The sequence below is a fragment of the Halovenus carboxidivorans genome (assembly GCF_009831575.1).
GTDB classification, from domain to species: domain Archaea; phylum Halobacteriota; class Halobacteria; order Halobacteriales; family Haloarculaceae; genus Halovenus; species Halovenus carboxidivorans.
Genome location: NZ_WUUT01000001.1, coordinates 421074 through 442970, shown reverse-complemented (window position 1 = coordinate 442970; position 21897 = coordinate 421074). Strand labels below are relative to the sequence as shown.

The 21897-nt window shown below is 54.5% G+C and carries 18 protein-coding genes and 1 pseudogene; 15 read left to right on the top strand and 4 right to left on the bottom strand.

What is annotated here, in order from left to right; all coding sequences use genetic code 11:
• Positions 1-166: 166 nt before the first annotated feature.
• The 8 genes from GRX03_RS02230 to asnB all read left to right on the top strand — a co-directional run bounded on the left by GRX03_RS02230 (position 167) and on the right by asnB (position 10934).
• Complete coding sequence (locus GRX03_RS02230) at positions 167-1333, top strand: glycosyltransferase family 4 protein (protein WP_159762555.1); 1167 nt, start codon at positions 167-169, stop codon at positions 1331-1333.
• Positions 1326-2753 carry a lipopolysaccharide biosynthesis protein gene (locus GRX03_RS02225; RefSeq protein WP_159762554.1) on the top strand — a complete coding sequence of 476 codons (1428 nt, stop codon included), beginning with the start codon at positions 1326-1328 and terminating at the stop codon, positions 2751-2753. The genes GRX03_RS02230 and GRX03_RS02225 overlap by 8 nt, the downstream gene beginning before the upstream one ends.
• Positions 2754-2920: 167 nt before the next feature.
• Positions 2921-3820 carry a hypothetical protein gene (locus GRX03_RS02220; protein WP_159762553.1) on the top strand — a complete coding sequence of 300 codons (900 nt, stop codon included), beginning with the start codon at positions 2921-2923 and terminating at the stop codon, positions 3818-3820.
• Between the two features lie 4 nt (positions 3821-3824).
• Positions 3825-4964 carry a glycosyltransferase gene (locus tag GRX03_RS02215; RefSeq protein WP_159762552.1) on the top strand — a complete coding sequence of 380 codons (1140 nt, stop codon included), beginning with the start codon at positions 3825-3827 and terminating at the stop codon, positions 4962-4964.
• Complete coding sequence (locus GRX03_RS02210) at positions 4957-6240, top strand: hypothetical protein (protein ID WP_159762551.1); 1284 nt, start codon at positions 4957-4959, stop codon at positions 6238-6240. Before GRX03_RS02215 ends, GRX03_RS02210 begins: the two co-directional genes overlap by 8 nt.
• Positions 6241-6280: 40 nt before the next feature.
• A complete protein-coding gene (locus GRX03_RS02205; RefSeq protein ID WP_159762550.1) occupies positions 6281-7606 on the top strand; it encodes a sulfatase in 1326 nt (441 codons plus the stop codon).
• Positions 7603-9045, top strand: a complete 1443-nt coding sequence (locus tag GRX03_RS02200) for a sulfatase (RefSeq protein WP_159762549.1) — start codon at positions 7603-7605, stop codon at positions 9043-9045. Before GRX03_RS02205 ends, GRX03_RS02200 begins: the two co-directional genes overlap by 4 nt.
• Positions 9046-9107: 62 nt before the next feature.
• Complete coding sequence (asnB, locus tag GRX03_RS02195) at positions 9108-10934, top strand: asparagine synthase (glutamine-hydrolyzing) (RefSeq protein ID WP_233739766.1); 1827 nt, start codon at positions 9108-9110, stop codon at positions 10932-10934.
• Here the strand turns inward: asnB and GRX03_RS02190 are convergent.
• Both GRX03_RS02190 and GRX03_RS02185 read right to left on the bottom strand, forming a co-directional pair.
• Complete coding sequence (locus GRX03_RS02190; protein ID WP_159762547.1) at positions 10927-12006, bottom strand: glycosyltransferase family 4 protein; 1080 nt, start codon at positions 12004-12006, stop codon at positions 10927-10929. The genes asnB and GRX03_RS02190 overlap by 8 nt on opposite strands.
• 91 nt (positions 12007-12097) lie before the next feature.
• Entirely contained in the window at positions 12098-13543 is a 1446-nt protein-coding gene (locus tag GRX03_RS02185) for a sugar transferase (RefSeq protein WP_159762546.1), read from the bottom strand.
• Between the two features lie 393 nt (positions 13544-13936).
• On the opposite strand from GRX03_RS02185, the gene GRX03_RS02180 reads away from it, so the two are divergent.
• The 7 genes and pseudogenes from GRX03_RS02180 (at position 13937) to GRX03_RS02150 (ending at position 20712) form a co-directional block, all read left to right on the top strand.
• Positions 13937-15337 (top strand): ATP-binding protein, encoded by a 1401-nt coding sequence (locus tag GRX03_RS02180; protein ID WP_159763167.1) that lies wholly within the window; start codon positions 13937-13939, stop codon positions 15335-15337.
• 28 nt (positions 15338-15365) lie between these two features.
• Positions 15366-16379: a winged helix-turn-helix transcriptional regulator gene (locus GRX03_RS02175; RefSeq protein ID WP_159762545.1), complete on the top strand. Its 1014-nt coding sequence runs from the start codon at positions 15366-15368 to the stop codon at positions 16377-16379.
• A 77-nt stretch (positions 16380-16456) separates the two neighbouring features.
• Positions 16457-17374, top strand: a complete 918-nt coding sequence (locus GRX03_RS02170) for an NAD-dependent epimerase/dehydratase family protein (protein ID WP_159762544.1) — start codon at positions 16457-16459, stop codon at positions 17372-17374.
• Positions 17375-17488: 114 nt separating this feature from the next.
• A complete protein-coding gene (locus GRX03_RS02165; RefSeq protein WP_159762543.1) occupies positions 17489-17791 on the top strand; it encodes a hypothetical protein in 303 nt (100 codons plus the stop codon).
• Positions 17792-18301, top strand: coding sequence for a hypothetical protein (locus GRX03_RS02160; RefSeq protein ID WP_159762542.1), 510 nt, complete (start codon positions 17792-17794; stop codon positions 18299-18301).
• A 108-nt stretch (positions 18302-18409) separates the two neighbouring features.
• A pseudogene (locus tag GRX03_RS02155) lies at positions 18410-18514 on the top strand (NAD-dependent epimerase/dehydratase family protein); the annotation flags it as partial.
• Between the two features lie 506 nt (positions 18515-19020).
• The gene (locus GRX03_RS02150) at positions 19021-20712 is read left to right on the top strand and encodes a hypothetical protein (protein ID WP_159762541.1); all 1692 of its coding nucleotides are present in this window, start codon (positions 19021-19023) and stop codon (positions 20710-20712) included.
• 185 nt (positions 20713-20897) lie between these two features.
• Here GRX03_RS02150 and GRX03_RS02145 read toward each other — a convergent pair whose 3' ends face one another.
• Complete coding sequence (locus GRX03_RS02145; RefSeq protein ID WP_159762540.1) at positions 20898-21401, bottom strand: metal-dependent hydrolase; 504 nt, start codon at positions 21399-21401, stop codon at positions 20898-20900.
• Complete coding sequence (locus GRX03_RS02140; RefSeq protein ID WP_159762539.1) at positions 21394-21891, bottom strand: DNA-binding protein; 498 nt, start codon at positions 21889-21891, stop codon at positions 21394-21396. The genes GRX03_RS02145 and GRX03_RS02140 overlap by 8 nt, the downstream gene beginning before the upstream one ends.
• Positions 21892-21897: the final 6 nt, after the last annotated feature.

The window sequence follows — 21897 nt, the reverse complement described above, 5'->3', positions numbered from 1 at the left end:
TGATGAAACTAGAGCCTTCATCACAGATCAAGACCTTCCATTCAGTGGCCACGGTAGAGTGTGAGTTCACGTGCCTATCACACCAAACTGTGCGCAGGTAACTCGATCATGAAAGTCAGTTATAAAGGCTGGCCTGTTCTAACAGAACTCAGCGTACCAAACGAATATGACCGCGTCTAAAATTTCCCTGATCGGCTACTCTGATCTCGGCACCCAGACCGGACAGGCGCTCACGCACATGTCCAGAGTATTCTACGAGCGGGATCGGTTGGAACGTGTCTACTGCAGAGGTGTGATTAACAGCCCAATTCCAAAATCGGCGGTATCAGAACCGATACCGTTCGGGAACTATATTCCGAAAATCCTGACCGGCATAAACAAATACGTTTGGGCGGGTTTCGAGAATTACGCATATTCAACGACGCTGTTTGATAGCTTCACAGCTCGGAAGATCGAAGACGATTCCTCACGAATCAATTTTCATTATACCCCTGGCTACGTACATACCCTTGAGAGGGGAAAATCAGCAGGAAAAGAGATCGTTGTCCGAGGGTCCTCGGAGTTAGTTGAGGCGTCGAATAAGCGATACAGATCGGAACTTGCGGAATTTGGAATAGACTCTGCGGTCTCAGAAACTCACGAGAAGTATGCCGGCAACCGGAGGAAATCTCTCCGCAAGGCTGACAAAATCATCGCGCTGTCCGAATTTGTCAAAGCATCGTACGCGGATGCCGGCATCTCTGAGAACAAAATCACTGTCGTTCCACTGGGAATAAACTCAAGACAGTTCCCGATGAAACCAGACTATCGAACTACTGACTTCACTGCGCTGTTCGTCGGATCTGTAAATCTGTTAAAGGGGGTGCCTTACCTTCTTAAGTGTTGGAACGACTACGGCTGGAAAGACAACGAGAACGCAAAGCTACAGTTATGTGGAGGTATTGAGCCAGAAATTGAGCCGATCTTAGAAATGTATCGGAGCGACAACGTCAGCACGCCCGGTGTTGTCGATCCATTAGAGTACTACCACGATTGCTCTGTCTTTGTATTTCCGAGCCTGACAGAAGGGTTCGCAAAGGCTCCACTCGAGGCAATGAGCACTGGAACACCGGTAATCGTCACAGACAACTCGGGGGTTGACGAGATTATCGAGGATGGAAAAGAGGGATTCGTTGTCCCAACCAAAGACACCGCAGTGATCGACGAAAAGCTACGGTATTTCAGGGATAATCCCCGCGATATCCGGCGAATGGGGCAGAATGCGCGTGAGACCGCTGAGGAATACACGTGGGATCGACACGTCGGAACGGTTCTGAATACCTTGGATGAGTAGAATTCTTGAGGAGGTCGTCGGTGCGAGTGGAATTAAACTCACCAATCGCATCGTAGGATTTGTTGGTATTATTATATATACGAGGTTAGTATCGTCTATTGAATTGGGTCAGTATTTTCTATTTATCGGGATCTTAGGGGTATTAACGACTGTTACAGTGTCTGGACTGGGCTCCGCCACGTTTCGAGAAATAAGCAGAGTTGACGACCCGGATGAGACGTTTACCGCTGTGCTGATTCTGATTTTGATTTTGCTGATCTGTCTGACGCTCATGATTATTCCATTTGGTACAGTAATTGATAATTTTATAGGCCGTGATATCACGAATGCTCTCATTCTGACACTCCCGTTAGAAGCATTATCTATCATACTTGGCATTGTGTTACGTGGAGAAGAGAAGATCATCCCCAACGAGATTATCTGGCTATTTTCAAGGATAATGCAGTTCTGCTTCGCAGTAATAGCTATTCAAGCTGGAGAGTCCGCGTTCACAGTCGTTATCGTTGCATACTTTATTGGGAGGGCTGTTCGGGTATCGATTTCGTACGTATTTATTGATGTAAGTCTATCGGGAGTGCCACCGCTTGAAGAATTCAGATCGCTTGTGCACGGTTGGAGGTATCTGTCGGTAATGCGATGGGGAAACTTTGGCCAACAGTGGGTAGATACCCTCTTGATCGGATTCTTTCTTGCCCCCGCATCTGTGGCGGTATATGAGGTCATCTGGCGACTGTCCTCGCTGGGATTGTTCGTCCTCAATATTTCCTCAGGAGTGCTGTTTCCGCGTCTCGTTAAATGGATCGAAAGGGGTAATTCGGAGAAATTCAACTGGTACAGCAGACGAGCCTATCTATACGCAACGATGCCTTTTGTACCCTTAGCGCTCGGCTCCGTCGTTGTTGGGGAATCGCTACTCGGACTCCTGTATGGTTCTGAGTATGCTTCTGGATACATTGCGTTGGTACTCCTTCTCTTTGGCCGGTCATTCCAGTCTATCGATAGTGTCTCGAATAAGATCCTGATGGCTACGGACAATGACAGAGTTATTGCAATAATAACCGTCGCCGTTATTGTCGTCAATTTGGTCTCTAATAGCTATCTAATTCCGCGGTATGGCCTTGCCGGGGCAGCCACCGGGACTGGGGTTGCGTTCTTATGCGGAGCAGTGATTAAATCGTGGCTGTCCGTGAAATCCACCGGCGTTTCAGTTCCGCTTAGGGACTTTGCCATGGTCCTGATCTCTGGTTTCTTCATGTCCACGATAGTCTATCTGATATCCCTGCAATTCTCGGAGATAAGATGGCTACAACTGCTCGTATTGATTACGATCGGTGGCACAATCTTCTGCACAATCACAGCAATACTAAGCAGAGCGGTCTCTAACGACGTACGAGAAATATTCTCTGAATACGCGAAGTAACCAGGTGAAATCTCTATTAAAAACCAAGCATACTAGCCTTTCGATACGTCCGTGTCAATATGTGCCGATCTTCCCGGAAGATCAATTCAAGTGTTTTGTGGATCGGTGGGTGCCGATACACAAGAGTCATTAGGTCAGTAACACGCAGTATGAATTAATATATCGCAATGTACACGCTATCTGATCTGGCGCGTGGAGCCTCCGACCCCAGGGCTGCGGCTAGAGAAGTTAATCGTATTTTTCACACGAGAGGTGGTTTCGCCGACGGCAATCCCAATGGTGTCTCTATCTTTTCCAAAGAGTGGGACAATCTGATAATACTCGACTCCTGTCGGCTTGATGAATTTAAGAAAGAAAGCACCCTTCCGGGAGATCTCGAAACACACGAATCACTGGGCGGGGCGACGTTCGAGTTTATACGAACCAATTTTTCGGGGATGAAACTACACGACGTAGTGTATGTCTCCGCAAATAGCTGGTTTTTAAAACTAAAAGACGAAATAGATTCAGAAGTTTACAAATATGTTGACTTACAGACCGGAGAGGATGATATCGATTACGTCAATAGAGACCTACTAATCGTAGACCCAGAATACGTGACGGAGACAGCCCTGCGAATCAATGACCGATATCCTGACAAGAGACTACTAATTCACTACCTTCAGCCGCATCACCCGTTCATTGGGAAAGAAGGGAGAGATATTGAACAGAGGTCCCAATCGTTGATTGAAGTGGTGCGAAATAACAAACTGTTCAACAGCGAGTCTGTCAGGGAAGCGTACTCTGAGAACCTTAGTATCGTTCTCGCCGAAGTTGAGAAGTTACTTGAACAGTTCAACGGACGGACGGTTATAACTGCGGACCACGGCGAAATGCTTGGTGACCGACACGACTACCTTCCAATCAGGGATTACGGTCACTACGGAGGGATTTATAATAGTGCGCTAACGGAAGTTCCGTGGTTGGTTCATGACACTGGTCGTCGAAAGTCAGTCGAAGAGGAAAAACCAATAAACGAAGTACACGATGAGGTTGAGGACCGTCTGAAAAAGCTTGGATACGCATGATGCCATGACTGATAACGAACACAAGGTCATCGATGTAGCATTCTTGATCGGGAATCTCAACAAGGAACACGGCGGGGGACAACAGTTGCTGTACGATATCTGTCGACAACTTCCCGAGGACGAGTTTGATTTGACAGTCTATTTTATGTTCGGTGACGGGACGTACCGGCCTCTTTTTGAGGAAGAGGGGGTCGATGTTATTGATATTGATGCCGACTCAAACTACGATTTAGTGGCATTTCATCGATTAGTCCACCAACTCCGCCGGGGGAATCACGAAATATTGCACACGAACTCGCCTATTTCTGGAGTCTGGGGGCGGATTGCGGCCACGATAGTCGATGTTCCGAATATTATAAGTGTGGAACACAATATGCACCAGACTTATAAATTCCAAGCTCGGGTCGCAAACGGATTGTCTCTACCGTTGGCTGATCATATCGTAGGAGTTAGTAATGCAGTGACTGAGTCATTTCTCCCGTGGGAGGCCCCTCTGCTGAAATCAACTCCAAAACACACCATCGTGAACGGTATAGATGTCGAAGAGATAGAATCTCACTTTGGGGAGTGTCGAGCTGTTCTACAACAGTATACGGACTGCTCTCCGGAAGAGTTGATAATCGGTTCTGTCGGAAGATTGACTGAGCAGAAAGGATACGAGTATTTGATTAAAGCGTTCTCGGAAGTGCGGAGAGAGCATCCGACAGCGAAACTGATTCTGATTGGTGATGGCCCAAAACGAGATAAGCTTGAGCAAATTGCTATTGACGAACAGGTTCGCGAATCCACTCATTTCACAGGTTACGTTCCCGAGGTGTATCCGTTTCTACCTGCATTTGATGTCGGAGTGTTCCCTTCTCTGTGGGAGGGATTACCGCTTGCCCCTGCGGAGTGCATGACGGCTAAGTGCCCAATCATCGCCTCAGATATTCCACCATTTAACGAGCTCTTATCGGATGCTGGGGTCCTTGTACCCACGTCCAAGCCCGAGGCTATTTCCAATGAAATATCACGTCTCCTCACAGATGAGGAACGGCGTAAACAGCTTGGAAAACAAGCGTACCAGAGAGTCAACGAAGAGTTTTCAATCCAGCGGACGGTGAGTGAATACGCACAATTGTACCGTGAAGTCACACATGAATGAAACCGATCAGCGATGGAGTGGAATACAGCGCTCTGGTTGGACTGCATTAGTTCTGTCCCTCTGTCTCACGTCGGCGGTCTCTGTGTTTTTACCGCCGGTTTTGAGCGTTCTGTTTGTTACTACAATTGTCTTCGGTGTCGGAGTTCTCTCCTACCGGTGTGGACGGTTTTTGCTGCCGATTCTTGCCGGTGCGTTGCTGGTGAGGTTCCTCATTATCATTGCAGATCAGGTGTTCTCCCTTCTACCAACACCGCCGATCTCACGCGTTCATAATCAGCATACAATTGAGATTATCACCCATCTATCCCAGGGTGAACTATCAGCGATGCCAGTTGAACCAAACCTGTGGACGTTTATGTCCTATTATCTTACACCGTTTTATCTTATTATCGGACAGGATCCGATTGCAGGGCGGATTGCTGTATCGGTTTCGAGTATACTCCTTGGATACATATCCTACAAGATCGGTCGCTTTGTTCTCAGTAGGAACCAAGCGACGTTTGCTGCCGGCCTCATCCTGTTTTGGCCAACAATTCTGTATCGATCAGTCGTCATACAGCGCGAGATCTTGCTCACAGTCGCACTGTTGACGGTAGTTCTCGCTATTCAGCATATGTATGCGTCGATCACATGGAGAGACGCGATATTGGGTGGTCTTGGAATCATTGTGATCGCCGTTTTACGTGTCGAGAATATTCTGTTAGTCGCCGCCATGATCGCAGTGGCAGGGTATCTGAAATCACGAGACAATCCCTATGGTATGGCCGCTATTACCATCGTAGTCTCTGTCTTTGCTACGTTTTTTGCCTTCAATACCGCGCAGTTCACGGGATATGGGGCGGTTCTTAGTCCCGATGTCGTCGATGCATACGCTCACGCCCGGGCCCACGGTGAGGCGGCGTATCTGATCAACCTCCACTACGATACATGGTTAGACATCGTACTGTATGCTCCACTCAAGATTGTGTACTTCTTGTATACTCCCTTCCCCTGGCAGGTTCGAGGAGTAGTCGAAGCGATGGTCAGCGTCAGTGCCATCGCTCTCCTCTTCAGTACGGTGGTAGCAAAGCGTAGTATCGGGAAACTCCGAAATCGGCCCTACTATCTCGGCATACTCACGTCCTATCTCACGACCGGAATTGTTATCTACTCTATCGTGGAAATGAATTACGGTGCTGCGGTACGCCGGCGAATCCAATTCATCCCAATTTTATTGCTTCTCGGAGTAATCGGCCTCTCGGACCTCGAGGTGGAGATCAACTGGCGAGGTGAGTGACAAAAGTCATTTGAAGTCAGTCTGATTAGAGTGACGTAGGATGACTAACGTACTCTTCCTTGTTGTTGATTCACTCCGGTACGATGCCATCCATGATGACAAAATCAGCACCCCGAATATTGATACACTTGCTGAGGAAGGCATCAGTTTTTCACAATGTTTTGCGCAAGGGGTGAGCACTGCCCCGTCAATGACCGCAATGTTGACCGGCCGATATCCACTTGATTACGGCGGACACTGGTATCTCGAACAAGGGCAACCGACAATGGCCGAGCAATTTCAAGCTAATGATTACTCCACTGCAGCCATTCACTCGAATCCGAATGTCTCGCGATTACGCAACTTTCATCGTGGGTTTGATATGTTCGAGGAGAATATACTTCCGTTTGACCCGGATGGTCTCGTCAACAACGTCCCGGACGAACTGCTTCGGTATGCGAATAAGTTTGCACGCATTTTCCAACGAACCCCATACCTACCCATTGAGAAAATAAACGACAATCTTACGGAATGGATTGACACCACTAGAGAACCGTGGTTCCTCTGGACCCAGTACATGGATGTCCACGGTCCATACCTCCCTGGCGATGATTTCACCTACGCGAACAAGTTCCGGGCTGAACGGCTCTGGCGCAAAGCTGCTGTCAACGCTCCCGAGGAAATCACGTCCGACGAACATGATGAACTCTGGGCGAACTACGGTAAGGAGGTGGAATACCTCGATAGAGAGATTGGGAACTTTCTTAATGATCTGTCGTCGAAAGGGGTTCTCGAAGACACAATCGTGATTGTCGTCGGTGATCATGGCGACGAGTTCAACGAGCACGGGAAGTACGGACATGGGAACCTGCCGTACGACGAGCTCATCCACGTACCATTAATTATTCGCTTCCCTGAATCAGCCGAGGTCCCGCAGCCGACTAATAAAGAAGAGATTGTACGGACGATAGACATACTACCAACAATATTAGATTTTGTTGATGCTGATCTCTCTGATGAGATGAACGACCGAATGGAAGGCGAATCTCTTATGCCCGTATTGCAAGGCCAAGAGCCGAGCTATGATATTGCCGTCACAGAAAAAGAAATGCGCGGTGAGGATTATCTCCGGTTTGGATTTCGCACGACCAAGTGGAAGTATCTCTACGATGGAAAACACGAGGAGGGGTACCTATATGATTTACACGACGATCCGGAGGAATCGACGGATGTCGCCGACGAACATCCAGATGTCGTCGACAGGTTTGAAACGGTGTTAACAGACCGACTCAGCAGTATTGAACAGACCTCTGAGGGCATCACGATTCCGGATATTGAGCAAGGAAAAGGGGTAGAGGAGCGTCTTGAGGCTCTCGGCTATAAATGAACTCACCGAACATAGTCCTCATCGTGATGGATACTGCCCGTGCCGATACGGTGAACCTGCTTAATGAGCAAACCCCGATGTCCGAGTTAGCGCAGCTTACGCACGACGGTGTGACTTTTCCAATGGCCCACGCGAACGCACCGTGGACGCTCCCCTCACACGGAACGATCTTTTCAGGGCACTACCCTTCCGTACACCAGTCACACGCCGCTCGAAAGCTGTTTGATCATGAGCCAACACTCGCCCAACTTTTACGCCAGAACGGATACAGGACAGTTGCCGTCTCAAACAATACCTGGATTAGTGGGGAGTTCGGTTTTGATCGAGGATTTGATGAGTTTTATGCGACTTGGCAACTATTCCAAGACGGCGTCGATTTCGGTGATATCGCACAAACCGAGTCGGGCACCTTCAACCAAATCCAGAGTATTGCACAAAAGTTCACAGGGAACCCAATTAAAAACCTCGCGAATCTGATCTATGGGAGATTTCTTCGAAAACGGGATGACGATGGTGCAAAGCGCACCAACAGCATCGTCTCCGATCACATAGGAGAATGGCTCTCTGATGAGCCACTATTCTTATTCATCAATTATCTTGAACCTCACCTCGAATACCACCCACCAGACCGCCTCACCAAGCAATATCTTCCAGACGGAGCCACGTTAGCAGAGGCAAAGCGTGTGAACCAAGACGCTTGGAAGTACATCACAGGTGAGGTGGAAATGACCCAACGCGATTTTGCCATTCTTCGCGGCTTGTATCGCGCTGAGTTAGCGTATTTAGACGGTCGTATCGCCGAACTCCGGAGTCAATTCGAGAAACGAGGCGTAGCAGAGGAGACCGTATTTATCATCACCGGAGATCACGGAGAAAATATCGGCGAACACGGACTGATGGATCATCAGTATAGTCTCCACGAAACTCTTCTGAATGTCCCACTTTTGATTTCAGGTCCAAACTTCCCCGACGACGAAATCGTGGAGAAACCAGTTGGATTGGTGGACATTGCCCCGACTATACTCGAGATCGGGGACGCCCCGGTTCCGGAAGACGCACCCGGGCACTCGCTCGTATCAGCCGAGAGTATTCCCGACGATAGGTTACTGTTTGCTGAGTACCTCGCGCCACAACCGGATATCGAAACCCTGCAGAGTCAGTACAACTGTACGAACGATGTTCACACGTATGATCGGCGACTTCGATCAGTGATACAGAATGAGTGGAAGTATATTCATGGGTCGGACGGATCGGAGTGGCTGTTCAATCTTGAAGACGGAGAATCGAAAACCCACATAGGTCAATATCCTGAAAAAAAGGACCATCTGGCCGCTGTTCTCGACTCCTGGATTGATGAATTACCTGAGACGAATAGCGAAGTGGCTTCAATGTCAGAATCGACTGAGCAACGCCTCGAAGATCTCGGCTACCTCCAATAATGTGCGGGATTGCAGGAGTTCACTCTGAAAGAGCGTCTCCCGACCGTCCCACGTTGCACGCGATGAACGAGTGCTTAGCCCACCGCGGCCCGGATGAGGATGGAACATACATCAATGGGCCCGTCGGACTAGCACATAAGCGCCTGAGCATCATCGGCCTCAACACAGGCCGTCAGCCGATCTTCAACGAGGACGAGACAGTCTGTGTCATCTTCAACGGTGAAATATACAATTATCCACAGCTCCGCGACCAACTGGTTACCTCGGGGCACACCTTTGAAACGGAGACTGATACCGAAGTTCTCGTCCATCTCTACGAGGAATACGGCCCCTCGTTTGTCAGCCATCTCGAAGGTATGTTCGCATTCGCTCTGTGGGACGCTGCAAGCGGACGACTTCTCCTCGCTCGTGACCCGATGGGAATTAAACCGCTTCTATTGGCCGACGATGGGGACTCGATCGCCTTCGCCTCCGAACTCCCTGCGGTCCTCGAATCTGACGTCGACCACGGTGGTATCGACCAAACGGCTATGGGCCAGTACTTCAGTCTCGGTTATATTCCCGCCCCACGAACCGCTTTCGAGAACATCCGAAAGCTCGAACCGGGCGAGCAAGTCATAATCTCAGACGGCGAAATCAAGCGAACCCAATTTTACACTCCAACCATCGAACACCGTGACATCGACTTCCGGACTGCAGTCGACGAACTCAGAACGCGCGTCGAAACCGCAGTCGAGAAGCGCCTCATGAGCGACGTACCGGTCGGAGCCTTTCTTAGTGGCGGTATCGATTCGAGCATTGTCGTCGGGACGATGGCGAACCAGATGGACGACCCAGTAAAAACGTTCACTGTCGGGTTTGACGAGGCGCTTTTCGACGAATCGTGGGCGGCACAGGAAGTTGCCGACTACCACGACACCGACCACACAGAATTCACAGTCGGCCCCGATGATATCCGTGCTGCCATTCCGGATGTACTTGACCGGCTTGGCGAGCCGTTTGCCGACCAGTCACTCGTGCCGACCTATATCGTCTCTCGCGAAACGAGTCGCAATGTCAAGGTCGCTCTTTCGGGCGATGGCGCCGACGAATTGTTCGCCGGCTACAGCCGCTACCGCGGCGAGTACTACTCGAAGTACTACCGACGGATTCCCCCTGCCGTTCGAGGATCGATTATCGAACCTGCCGTCGATCGGCTTGGTGTCTCACGGGAAGACGAACGTGGTGAGCGAATTCGGAAGGTCAAGAAATTCCTTCGTGGAGGCGAACCACGACTCTCACATCGCCATTTCGAGTGGAGCCGTATCGCCGACGACGAGACTCTCGCTGGAGCCACTCGACTAACCGCTACCAGTGACGGCCACGCTTCGGTTCAGGAAGCCCACGATGACGCCGCGAAGTACCTCCCCGTAAACCGTCAGGACGACCTCTCTCGCATTCAGGCAGTCGACACTCGGTTCGGGCTTCCCAACCAGATTCTCCATAAGACAGATCAGGCAAGCATGTACAACTCCTTGGAAGTCCGCGTCCCGTTTCTCGATACCGATGTCGTTGAGTACGCTCTCTCGCTGCCGACAAACTACAAGATCACGGCGCGAGAGCAGAAGCGGGTACTCAAAAAGGCGTTTGATGACGTACTCCCGACGGCAATTTTGGAACGTGGTAAGCAGGGATTCGACATGCCCATCGGCGAGTGGTTCAAAAACGAACTCGAAGACGAATTTCGAGCAACCGTCTCGACACTTGATTCAGATTTCGTCGATACCGCGGCTGTCTTGAGACATCTCGACGCACACAAACGAGGCACGGCCGAGCACTCGAAACACCTCTGGTCGGTCTATGTCTTTGCCCGCTGGCACAACCGCATGCGAGACCGGGGCGTCATCTAATCGCTTCAAGAGCGTCGGTCGTCTTTGTGACAGTCTCACCCCAGCGGAACTGGTCTGTCACTGCCTGATGTCCAGCGTCGCCTAATTGTGTCCTCTGCTCGTAGGTCTTTACAAGTGCCTCTGCATACTCGTCTACGTCTCCGATGTCGACTGTCTTTCCGCCCTTTGTTACTATCGGAGCTGTCTGTGGTAAATCACTCGTAACCGCAGGCGTTCCCGATGCAAACGCCTCTAACACTGTCCGGGGTAGCCCCTCGGCCCGGCTCGGAAGCACCAACACGTCCCCGGAGCGGTATATTGCTGGCATTTCCCTATACGGAACGTGGCCAAGAAATTCCACCTCTTCGCCAGCTTGTTCTTCCAACTCGACACGCATCGGTCCGTCACCGACGATGTACAACTTCGCGTTCTCACTAAACTGTGACACTGCATGAACCGCATCCTGTGGTCGCTTACCCTCAACCAGTCGTCCAACAAACAACACCACGGGACCGTCGTGATTAATCAATTCACTCTCCGGCCCATCAGGGGTGAACCGTTCCGTGTCGATTCCGTTAGGTACGACCTCAATCGAACTCGATACCCCGAAGTCTCGCACTCGCTTCCTGTCCTCCTCAGTATAACAGAAAACCACGTCAGCCTGATCAAATGTCCACCGCCCGATTGTCCGCAGATACAAATCAAAGACCCACTTCGGCGCAGTCTGTGAGTACAGACCGTGGTTCGTGATTGCTAGCGGTGTTTCACCGAGCGCGCGCTTGAGCGCCGTCAAGTTCGTAGAGAAGTACAGATGGGAGTGTGCATGAATCACATCGAAGTTATCCGCTTCCTGCAGATACTGCGCTACGCCGGGGCTGATCTCGTTCCCGAGCAGTGTCATAGCCGGATCGTATCGAACTACGGTATAGCCCTCGCGCTCCTCAACGTGGGGAAGCGAGTCATCCTGTTTGACCGTCAACACAGTTACGTCGTGGCCCATCTCAGCCTGGTCACGACTCATTGCATGGACGTGATACGCCCCGCCGCCTGTCACGTCGGGATAGGTCTTCTGTGCGACCCGCAAGATGCGCATGTAGCCGGCCTTCGAATGTCCGACAAAAGAACATAGTGGTTTACCCAGGAAAGATCGGCTCGCTTCCTCTGACTCCTCAGCTTTCGTCTTCCTATTCAGGGTTATCGCTGCCACCAGCTACAAATCCAATCGCATCGACACCCACCATCCACAACTGTCGCACAACGATCTTCAGATCGAACCAGAAGGATTGCCGCCGAATGTACTCGATATCATACCGCAATTTCTGTTCTGGCTCGGCACCCGTCGCGTCGTTGATCTGCGCCAGACCAGTCAGCCCCGGCTTGACGAACCAACGCCGTCGCCAGTTCCCGACCCCCTCCTCGATCTCGAAATCCAACTCCGGCCGCTCGGGTCGTGGTCCGACAACACTCATGTCGCCGACCAGAATCGCCCACAGCTGCGGGATCTCATCCAGATGTGTCTTCCGCAACACTTGACCGACGCGTGTCACCCGCGGGTCAACACCACCGGAATCCTCGTCGCTGATCTTCGCCCCGCTTTTCGACTCCGCATCGGGAACCATACTCCGGAACTTCGCAATCGTAAACGTATCTCCAAACGCCGCAGTCCGCTCCTGATGGTACAAGATTGGCCCACCATCCTCCAGCTTGATCGCGGCAGCGATGACCGCGATGACCGGCGACGCAAGTACGAGCGCGCTCGCAGCAAAGGCCACATCGAAGCCACGTTTCAACACGTGGTCCTGCCAGTCCCACGGTTCGAGATCGACAGTCAACAGCGACCCGCCGCTGAAGTCATCGGTGAGAATGTGGTCAGTGTGATCCTCGTGTGCCAGCGCATTCACACCGTGATCGTGACACGTCTCGATGGCCCCGAAAAACTCCTCCCGATCAGTCGCCGCAAAGGCCAACAGCGCCGTATCCACATCCTCCCCGACGATCACCTCGTCCAACCGGGCCAACCCACCCAAACACGGCAACTCGTCAAGTCGATCCGCAGACTGTCCACCGTCGGCGATGCTCACCCGCTCGGGTTCGATCCCCTCAGGTGCGTACACCGAGGGCGGCGAGACGTACCCCAACACGGGCAGGTCGGTTGCCGACAGAATCGACTCCATCGCTTCGGGGTCGTCGCCGACGATGATCGCCCGGGAACTGTCGGTCGGTCGCCGACGAATCGTGACCATGAACACCGGTAGCACCGCGAGCAACGCCGCCGTCGTCAACAGCAGCGTCGGTCGCGGGAGCCGATAGGAGTAATCGAAATAGCCCAGCGCGGCCAGCCCGATCATCGCGAAGACGACGCGTTTCTGTGTCAGCAGAATCGTGTCGAGTATCCGCCGCGGGCGGGGCTTGAACAGCGGCCACATGATCGCCACGACGACGACAGCGGTCGTGACGATCGCCGGAACCAAGTCTCCTGAGGACAGTACCGCGGGGGCCGGTCGGCCGAGATACGGAACGCGCTTGAAGAGGTCGTGTACGACCGGGAGATTGGTCACCACTACCGCGAACACTGTGAGTGCGACAGTCCCAACAACACTCACTCCACGGTAGCGAAGCCCCCGACTCATCGTGTATATTCTCCTATCGAAATATCTTAAGATTATCGAACGATATATGTGTCAGGCAAAATATACTCAGGGAGAGAGAGCCGCTCGCTGCTCATCTGCGAGGGTCAGCCAGAATGTGAGCTAAAAGGATCTTGTCCAGCGCTGGTTACACAGAACCGATGTCGGAAGCAAGGACCCCAATATAACGATCATTACGCCTACGACAAGAACACGAAGAGGCCACCTAGTGCGGCAAAATGACTGTGCGCACAGTTGCGAGCGCCGGAGAGCTATCGCTCCACTGTGGGATTGAAACAGCTCAGTTGGCTCGTTGCTATAGAAGATACTTTGAAGTATAATACTTTCAAGTATGATTATCCAAAGTACTATTATACGCCCGGTACAACACATTGCATGGCCAATTTTGTGAATCGGACAGAGGAACTCGCCCGCCTCCGAGCGCTCTACGATTCGGACGACGCCGAACTCGCAGTGATCTTTGGTCGTCGTCGGCTCGGGAAAACTGCCCTCGTCAAAGCATCACTGGCAGCGCGCGATGACGCTGTCGTCTACCAGGCAAAACAGAAAACGGGCACGCTGCAACTCCAGCAGTTCATCGACACAGCGACAGAGTCGTACCCGGAGGTCGCGCGCATTCGGGAAGATTGGGAGGACATCCTTGGGTATCTCGCCGAACAGGATGCGATTGTTGTCCTTGACGAGTTTCCGTACCTCGTTGAACAAGATGAGAGTCTCCCATCTGTGTTCCAGGCGATGTTCGATTACGAACTCGATGACTCTGCTACGACGTTCGTACTCGTCGGATCGTCGATCAGTATGATGGAAGACGCGGCACTGCTCGGCAGTAGTCCACTCTACGGTCGCTCATCACTGAAACTCGACGTTCGGCAACTCCCCTTCGACGCAGCGATGGAGTTTTTCGACGATACGTACACTCCGGACGAGCAGGTTCTCACCTGGGGTGTGTTCGGTGGGGTTCCGTACTACCTCGAAGAAGTCTCGCCCGATGCAACGCTTGGGGAGAACATCCAGCAGACGATCCTCTCGCGGCATGGAACGCTTCACGACGAGCCCGATTACGTGCTCCGGATGGAACTCACCGAACCGACGCGGTACTTCTCGATTCTCGAAGCAATTGCTGGTGGGAACACCAGCCGGAACGAAATCGCCGGAACCACCGGTATCGACTATAACCAGCTCTCGAAGTATCTCAACCGTCTGTCTCGACTCCGACTCGTGGACCAGCATGTCCCCATCACGGAACAAAAAGAGCGCAGCAAACGCAGTCGATACCGTATCCGTGACCCATTCTTTCGGTTCTGGTTCCGCTTCGTATACGGCACTGGCGAACAGTACGATGAGTTAGGGACTGACGCATACGACGCGCTGATCGAACCGGAACTGGCTGATTTTGTGAGCCACTCCTTCGAGACCCTCTGTTGTTCTGCGCTGCGGACGCTCTACCCGGACCACACAATCACGAACACGGGACAGTGGTGGTACGGCGAGCACGAAATCGACGCTGTCGGCCTGACTGCCGGTGAGACGCTGATTGTCGGTGAATGTAAGTTCCAGCAGTCTCCGCTCGGATACGACGCACTATCGACTCTGCAAGACCACGCCGACGAACTGCGATGGTCGCCACAAAACGGGGCTGATCGAGAGGTGGAGTACGCACTCTTCTCCCGAAGTGGATTCAAGCCGTCAGTCGAAGACACCGCCAGTCAGCGAGATGATCTCCGTTTGTTTACCGTGGAGGATGTTGTGACGGCTCTCACAGAACACGAGACATAACCCAGTTCCAAAGCGAAGGATACCACTCGTGGACGTAGAGAGTGCAGTCTCCGCAGGCGCCACATACCCGACAAAGCTATCAGTATTAGTCGTTGTATCATCACGTGAAGCCATGAGTACCGGGGACGACGACACGACGCTTCCGAAATCGATGCGGCACAAGCAAGTCCTCGATACAGCGGCCGACCACCCAGACGCTTCAATCGACGAAATCGCCTCGAAAGTTCCGAGTGCGACTCCTGAGTTGGTCGAGCGCGTCCTCGAAGAGCACGGCGATCCTGCGAACGACGAGGAGACAGAATCTGAGACCACCCCAGCCACAAAAGAAGACACGACACCGCAGGAGTCCAGCGCGGACTCCGAGGACGCCTCAGGGGGAGAGACGGCTGAGACGGATGCTGACGAGGCCTCGAACGTCAAAGTACCAGCGCAATTCGACGCCGAAACGCTCACCGAAAAGCAGCGGGCGGTGCTCGAACTGGTCGCAGCTGACCCGTCGGCGACACAGCGAGAGATTGGTGACCGGCTCGGAATCTCCGCAGCAGCAGTGAGTAACCGAGTCAACGCGGTGCCGGGATTCGACTGGAACGACCGGGCAGCGTTCGTCAAACACCTCCCCGAAGACGCACTCGGTTTCGAGGGGACCGCAACTAGTGACGACACGAACGCTACCGGCACAACAGCGTCGGGAACAGACGCGTCGGCTGATGATACGGGGGAGGAGTCAGGAGACACTGAAACCGATGCTCAGCGTGACGACTCGAACGAGGACCCCTCGATAGCCGAACTACAGACCGCGGTCGACGAGTTACGCAGACAGATAGAAACACTCGAAACACAAATCGAAAACGTCGAACAACAGGCCACGACGGCGACAGCAGCGCACAGCGATGTGGAAAGCCCAACAGACGCGACAGAGTCATCGCAGTCACCGTTCGACGATCCCGAACTTGTCCAGAAAGTAGCCCACGCGTGTCTTTCAGATGAAGCCATCACCGAGGACGAAGAGCGGCAGATCCTTCGTGTCTTACTCTGTGGGTGAGCTCATACCGGCAGACAGATTGTCCGCGCCTAATCGATGTGAGAACGCTTTTCAACACAATCCACGACCACTGACGTATGCAGGACAAACGCGTCCTCGTCACCGGCGGCGCGGGATTCATCGGCTCGAATCTCGCCAACGCGCTCGCCGCAGATAACGAGGTGATCGTCGTCGACAACCAGTATCTCGGCACGCCGGAAAACCTCGACGAGACTGTCGAGTTCCACGACAGATCCGTTGTCGAGGAAGACCTCCCCACCGATGTCGACGTGGTCTTCCACCTCGCCGCGCTCTCGTCGTACGCGATGCACGAGGAGAACCCACAGCGCGGCGCTCGCGTCAACGTCGAAGGGTTCGCCAACGTCGTCGAGCAGGCCCGACAGAACGGCTGTGACACCGTCGTTTACGCCTCGACCTCCTCGATCTACGGCAGCCAGACCGACCCCTCACCCGAGGACATGGATGTCCACGTCAACACGGGCTACGAGGCCTCGAAGATGGCCCGCGAGAAGTACGCCGAATACTTCTCGAATCACTACGACATGTCGATGGCGGGACTGCGATTCTTCTCGGTTTACCAGGGCTACGGCGGCGCGGAGGCCCACAAGGGTGAGTACGCGAACGTCATCGCGCAGTTCGCCGACGACATCGCCAACGGCGACGCGCCGAAACTGTACGGCGACGGCGAGCAGACGCGTGATTTCACCCACGTCAGCGACATCGTCCGCGGACTTGAACTCGCCGCCGACCACGAACTCGACGGGATCTACAACCTCGGGACGGGCCAGCCGTACTCGTTCAACACGGTCGTCGAGATGATCAACGAGGAACTCGGAACTGATGTCGACCCCGAGTACGTCGAGAATCCGATCCCCGAGGACGTCTACGTCCACGACACCTGCGCCGACGCCTCGAAGATGCGCGAGGCGACCGGCTGGGAGCCGGAGATCAGCTTCGAGGAGGGGATCGAGCGGGTCTGTTCGGTCTATAAGTAGCTCGACACGAAGCACCATCAGTTCTGCAGGGCATCGAACGAGCAATCTGGTTTTGTCCAATGTGTGGTGGTGCACACGACAAGAACAAGTTCTCGCACTCACATTGTACACATAATGAGCAGCGATAAGAAGCGGGTCCAGTTCCGCGCACCCCACCGCCTCATCGATCGGACTGACGCGCTCGCGGACGTGCTCGGCGAGGACCGGACAGATATTCTCGTGCGCGCGCTCCGCGAGTATCTGCAGGATGCGACCCACGATGACACGCTAACGCAGGAGATCGCAGCCGCCTACTACGATGAGGAGATTACCATCGAGCAACTCAAAACGCTCCTCGGTGCCGAGAAGGCGGCGAACTTTCGCGTACTGAAACGGCAACTGGATGAGGACTTTATCGACGAGGTCGCGGACACGTAGATGGCGCGGCTCGTTGCAGACACGTCCGCGCTGGTCAGTCTCGGGATCGCTGCCGGCGGGGACCCCGATCTCCTCGATCTGGTACTCTCCACATACGAGGTCGTTGTCCCGACAGTCGTCACTGATGAACTACGGGAAATCGCCTCTTACGACGATGCACACGGGCGCTCGGCGACATCCGTACTCGACCGAGCGGAGCACTTCGAGACACGCTCAGTTACGCTCGATGCCGAGTTCCCGCTCGACGAAGGCGAAAACGCCGCCGTCACGTTGGCAAACGACCACGACGCTGCTCTCCTGCTCTGTGATGAGTTCACGCAACTCGGGCTGATCCACGCATCGCTGGCGAATACACGACTCGTCACGACCCCGACCCTGCTTTCGGTACTTGTTCGAACGGGCGAACTGTCGGCTGGCGATGCCCGAGGACTCCTTGACGACATGAGCGCTGCGCGCAGTTGGGAGACGAATAGCTACGTGCAGCGTGCTCGTTCACTGTTGGAGCGGTGAGCCAGATGATGGTGCTGTCGCGGAGACGATTGGAATCGTTTTGATTTCTTGTTGATCCGACAGCTAGTTCGCCCGATCCGTATACCGCACGAGAACCAGTCCCTACGCCACAACACCTGCGCCGACGCCTCGAAGATGCGCGAGGCGACCGGCTGGGAGCCGGAGATTGGCTTCGAGGAAGGGATCGAGCGGGTCTGTGCGGTATACAAGTAACCGTCGCTGACCGTGTTCCTCACACTAGGTTTATTAAAAGATACCCTAAAGTAACCGCGACGGCGGTGTAGAACAGATACTGTCGCAGTATCTGCCTCTTGTCGTCGCCCGTTCCATCCTCGTCGGAGTTGCTACTCATACTCTAGGTACAGTTTGTCGGTCGCTTGAGACCAGTGCAGCGTTTCTCGAACAGAGACAGCGTGTGGCAGCAACCGGTGACCCGCACGGTCTAACTCCCCCGTCGTTCACGGGATCGCACGATAACCGAAACACACGGGAGTCTGGACAGCCAGCGGTCAGAATCTGCCGTGTGAACTGTGCGTCTGTCTGAGATCAACGCACGGCGCCGTTCGTTCTTCCGTCTGAAGGGACAGTCTAGCTGTCGGAGGCGGTTCTCAGCAACAGGAATCGTTTGTCATTGAGAATATCTGTTGCTGAGTATGAAACACCGCTTCGGGGTTTGTTAGGCGAGAGTGCATGGCTTTGCCACAGAGGCATTCACCAACATGTTCACGCCCTCGACCAGCGACAACGACGCACAAACAAATCTCACTCGACGCCGTGTGTTGCTCGGGATCGGCGCCGCGACAGTAACGGTAGCTGGCTGCGCCAGTAGTGAAGCCGATAACGACGACCCCTCGACAGGATCGTTCGATCCGGCAAGCGCGCTCCCGTACGGTAAGTGGCTGACAACAGCCGGCGACGGGATGTTGTTCGCCTACGCCGACCTCGAAGCTGTACCGACCAACGCGGCGTCCAGTGCCGCAACCACGGGGTCGCTCGGTGACCCGCTCGTCACGTATCCGCTCGTACTGAACCAGACGACGGTCGGGCTCGGCAAAGTACAGCTTTCGATTGCCGGACTGACACGGGCGTTTGCTACAAACACGCCGTCTGACTCGACGATAACGGAGATGACCGTTGTCAACAAGACGGTTGTCGCCAAAGGGACCTTTGCAACCGATAAACTGGATCAGCGACTCACCGAGTCAGCAGGGGGAAGATCCCGTGTTACCTACGAGAAGACCGGAACGACCCGCGGCTACGACCGGTACGAACCCACGGACGTTCCGGAGTCGTTCACCGAGGACCCGCCGGTGGTTGGAGTCACTGCGGAGACGGTCGTGGCCGGTCCGAACACCGAGCAACTGGAACGGATGCTCGCCGCCGGAGACGGCGCACAATCCCGCATCTACGAGGAAAGCGAGACTGTGACGCAACTGCTCGAGCAGGCAGGTACCGGTGACCTCGTTGTCGGTGAGATTGGCTCCCGACAGGGCGACGGATTCGCTCCCAGAGAGGCATTTGAGATCAGCCCGCAGTTCCAGCCCCGCACCGGTGAAGATGTCGTCGCATCCCTCGTGTTCGCGGAAGACGGCAGTACTGTCGAGTCACAGTTTGCACTGGCTGCCGATGATCTCAGTGAAAGCAGGCGCGAAAGCATCAGGACAGCGTTCGGAAAGACGGCCGTCAGCGGCTCTGTCTCGCTGATGGTGAACGATAGCCAACTCACTGTGAGTGGCACCTACAACACCACGAGCATAGGACTGACAAATAACGACAGCGGAAAGAACGAACTCTCACGGTCGGCGACCGCCAAACTGGTCTCCCCGGACGCGCTGGCGTTTCAGTACGAACCGCCGCGTGACCAGCAGTTCGGGGAGTTCTGGGTGACACCCACGGAACCAACTGAGGCGGCGGCACTCCGGTTGGAGGCCGACTCGGGCGCCTCCACCGAGTTTCGGCCACAGGAGGGGACGGTTGGTGCTAACGACAGCATCGCCGTTCCGGTCGACCCGGCGGGAGATTCCGTGACAGTGTCTGTGGTAAACGAGGAAGGTGCAGTCGGCGAACTTACGACCCAGTCTGTCCCGACAGCTGACCTGTCCGAGACAGCGGCTACCCGGGCAGTGCCGGAGGATGCGCTGTCGTTCAGCTACGAATCCCCGAGCGGTGGCGATTTCGGCTCGCTGACAATCGACGTCGTCGCCGATACGGGGGCCGATACGCTCGTCGCACAACCACAGTCGGCACCTGGGCTATTTACTGACCGTGTCGGCTCGCTGGCCAGTGACGAGTCAGTCGGCGCCGGCACGACGCTCGAAACAGCCGTCGATCCTACCGGTGGAGAGGTTATCGTCTACGCGTCTGTCGACGATGCCACCGGCGAGGTTGCTCGATGGCAGCGCTCACAGTGACCAATATTGTCGGTGCACGGAAACCGCTGGGTCGCGTTCGTTCGCCTCCGCGCAGACCGTAGATGATTTCGCCTCCAATCGCTGTGGCATGCTCCCGAGTGCTCGGCCCACTCAACCGCTCGACGAAGCGGTATTGAGGGCCACCCTGTTGGGCAGATCCGCTTCGTATCGCCGCTGAGGTGTAGCTACGACGCTGACCCACGTCCATAGAACCGGTCTACAACAACTGTCGTGACCGCGACTGCTACCGCGACACCGAGAACCCACCGATCAGCAGAGACGTACAATCCCGGCGTCGGCGGCCGCCACCACGACACCGGATACAACGGAACGTTCCCAGCACCGTCGGCCCATCTCTTGACCGCATCGACGAGGAGGTGCGAACAGCCACCGGCGACCAGCAGTCCGAATCCGCGACGCTGCTCTTGACGAGTCTCGAATAGCACCGCCCCGAGAGCCCCGAGCAGCACGACGCCGCCGAGGGTATGAACTCCGCCCCAGTCGAATGGAATCCCGACCACTCGCGAGATCGTGGAGTCATCGAGGATCAGATCAAGCCGACTGAGGTCGGGGAGCAGCGAGCCGACCATTCCGACGGCGATCCACCGGCGGTCGAGCCACCCGATGACCCACCCCGTAGCTGTAAACAGCCCGAACGCGAGCAGGACGTGGCTGAGACCATCAGCCATCGTCTTCACCCCGTTTGCGGGCACGAAATGCAAACTCCCGAGGGTCGATCCGCCAGTGTCGCAGGAACAGTCCCGCAGCGAGCATCCCGCCGAGTAGCGACGTCAAAAGCTTGTACTGTCCGTCACTGGGCGACTCGTTGACGACAACGATTGAGTCCGCTCGCTGGACGGTTCCCCGCTCCGAGAGGCGGCCATAGACCTGCACGACACCTCCGACCTGGACACTGACATCCGCTCCGCGGACCGTCACGGTTCGGACGACGGTCTCGCTGTCGTCCTCGACGGTCATCACCAGTCCGTCGGCGGTCCGTTCTTGCACCTCGCCGAACAGAAGCACGCGCTCGCCGTCCCATCCAGCGGGATCTTCAGCCAGTTGCTCGCCGGTCGGGTGCGGCCAGTTTCGGTCGTAGGTTGCGCCGAAGTGGACACAGAGCCCGAGCGTGAGTGCGAGAAGGACACCGAGGAGGACGATTCGACGAGACCGGTCCATTCGTTC

Excerpts from the sequence above, each read along its gene's own strand:
- GRX03_RS02225 (WP_159762554.1), top strand. The coding sequence starts at position 1,326 with ATGAGTAGAATTCTTGAGGAGGTCGTCGGTGCGAGTGGAATTAAACTC.
- GRX03_RS02180 (WP_159763167.1), top strand. The coding sequence starts at position 13,937 with ATGGCCAATTTTGTGAATCGGACAGAGGAACTCGCCCGCCTCCGAGCG.
- GRX03_RS02190 (WP_159762547.1), bottom strand. The coding sequence starts at position 12,006 with ATGCGCATCTTGCGGGTCGCACAGAAGACCTATCCCGACGTGACAGGC.
- GRX03_RS02230 (WP_159762555.1), top strand. The coding sequence starts at position 167 with ATGACCGCGTCTAAAATTTCCCTGATCGGCTACTCTGATCTCGGCACC.
- GRX03_RS02210 (WP_159762551.1), top strand. The coding sequence starts at position 4,957 with ATGAATGAAACCGATCAGCGATGGAGTGGAATACAGCGCTCTGGTTGG.
- GRX03_RS02215 (WP_159762552.1), top strand. The coding sequence starts at position 3,825 with ATGACTGATAACGAACACAAGGTCATCGATGTAGCATTCTTGATCGGG.
- GRX03_RS02140 (WP_159762539.1), bottom strand. The coding sequence starts at position 21,891 with ATGGACCGGTCTCGTCGAATCGTCCTCCTCGGTGTCCTTCTCGCACTC.
- GRX03_RS02185 (WP_159762546.1), bottom strand. The coding sequence starts at position 13,543 with ATGAGTCGGGGGCTTCGCTACCGTGGAGTGAGTGTTGTTGGGACTGTC.
- asnB (WP_233739766.1), top strand. The coding sequence starts at position 9,108 with ATGAACGAGTGCTTAGCCCACCGCGGCCCGGATGAGGATGGAACATAC.
- GRX03_RS02220 (WP_159762553.1), top strand. The coding sequence starts at position 2,921 with ATGTACACGCTATCTGATCTGGCGCGTGGAGCCTCCGACCCCAGGGCT.
- GRX03_RS02170 (WP_159762544.1), top strand. The coding sequence starts at position 16,457 with ATGCAGGACAAACGCGTCCTCGTCACCGGCGGCGCGGGATTCATCGGC.
- GRX03_RS02150 (WP_159762541.1), top strand. The coding sequence starts at position 19,021 with ATGTTCACGCCCTCGACCAGCGACAACGACGCACAAACAAATCTCACT.
- GRX03_RS02145 (WP_159762540.1), bottom strand. The coding sequence starts at position 21,401 with ATGGCTGATGGTCTCAGCCACGTCCTGCTCGCGTTCGGGCTGTTTACA.
- GRX03_RS02160 (WP_159762542.1), top strand. The coding sequence starts at position 17,792 with ATGGCGCGGCTCGTTGCAGACACGTCCGCGCTGGTCAGTCTCGGGATC.
- GRX03_RS02200 (WP_159762549.1), top strand. The coding sequence starts at position 7,603 with ATGAACTCACCGAACATAGTCCTCATCGTGATGGATACTGCCCGTGCC.
- GRX03_RS02205 (WP_159762550.1), top strand. The coding sequence starts at position 6,281 with ATGACTAACGTACTCTTCCTTGTTGTTGATTCACTCCGGTACGATGCC.
- GRX03_RS02165 (WP_159762543.1), top strand. The coding sequence starts at position 17,489 with ATGAGCAGCGATAAGAAGCGGGTCCAGTTCCGCGCACCCCACCGCCTC.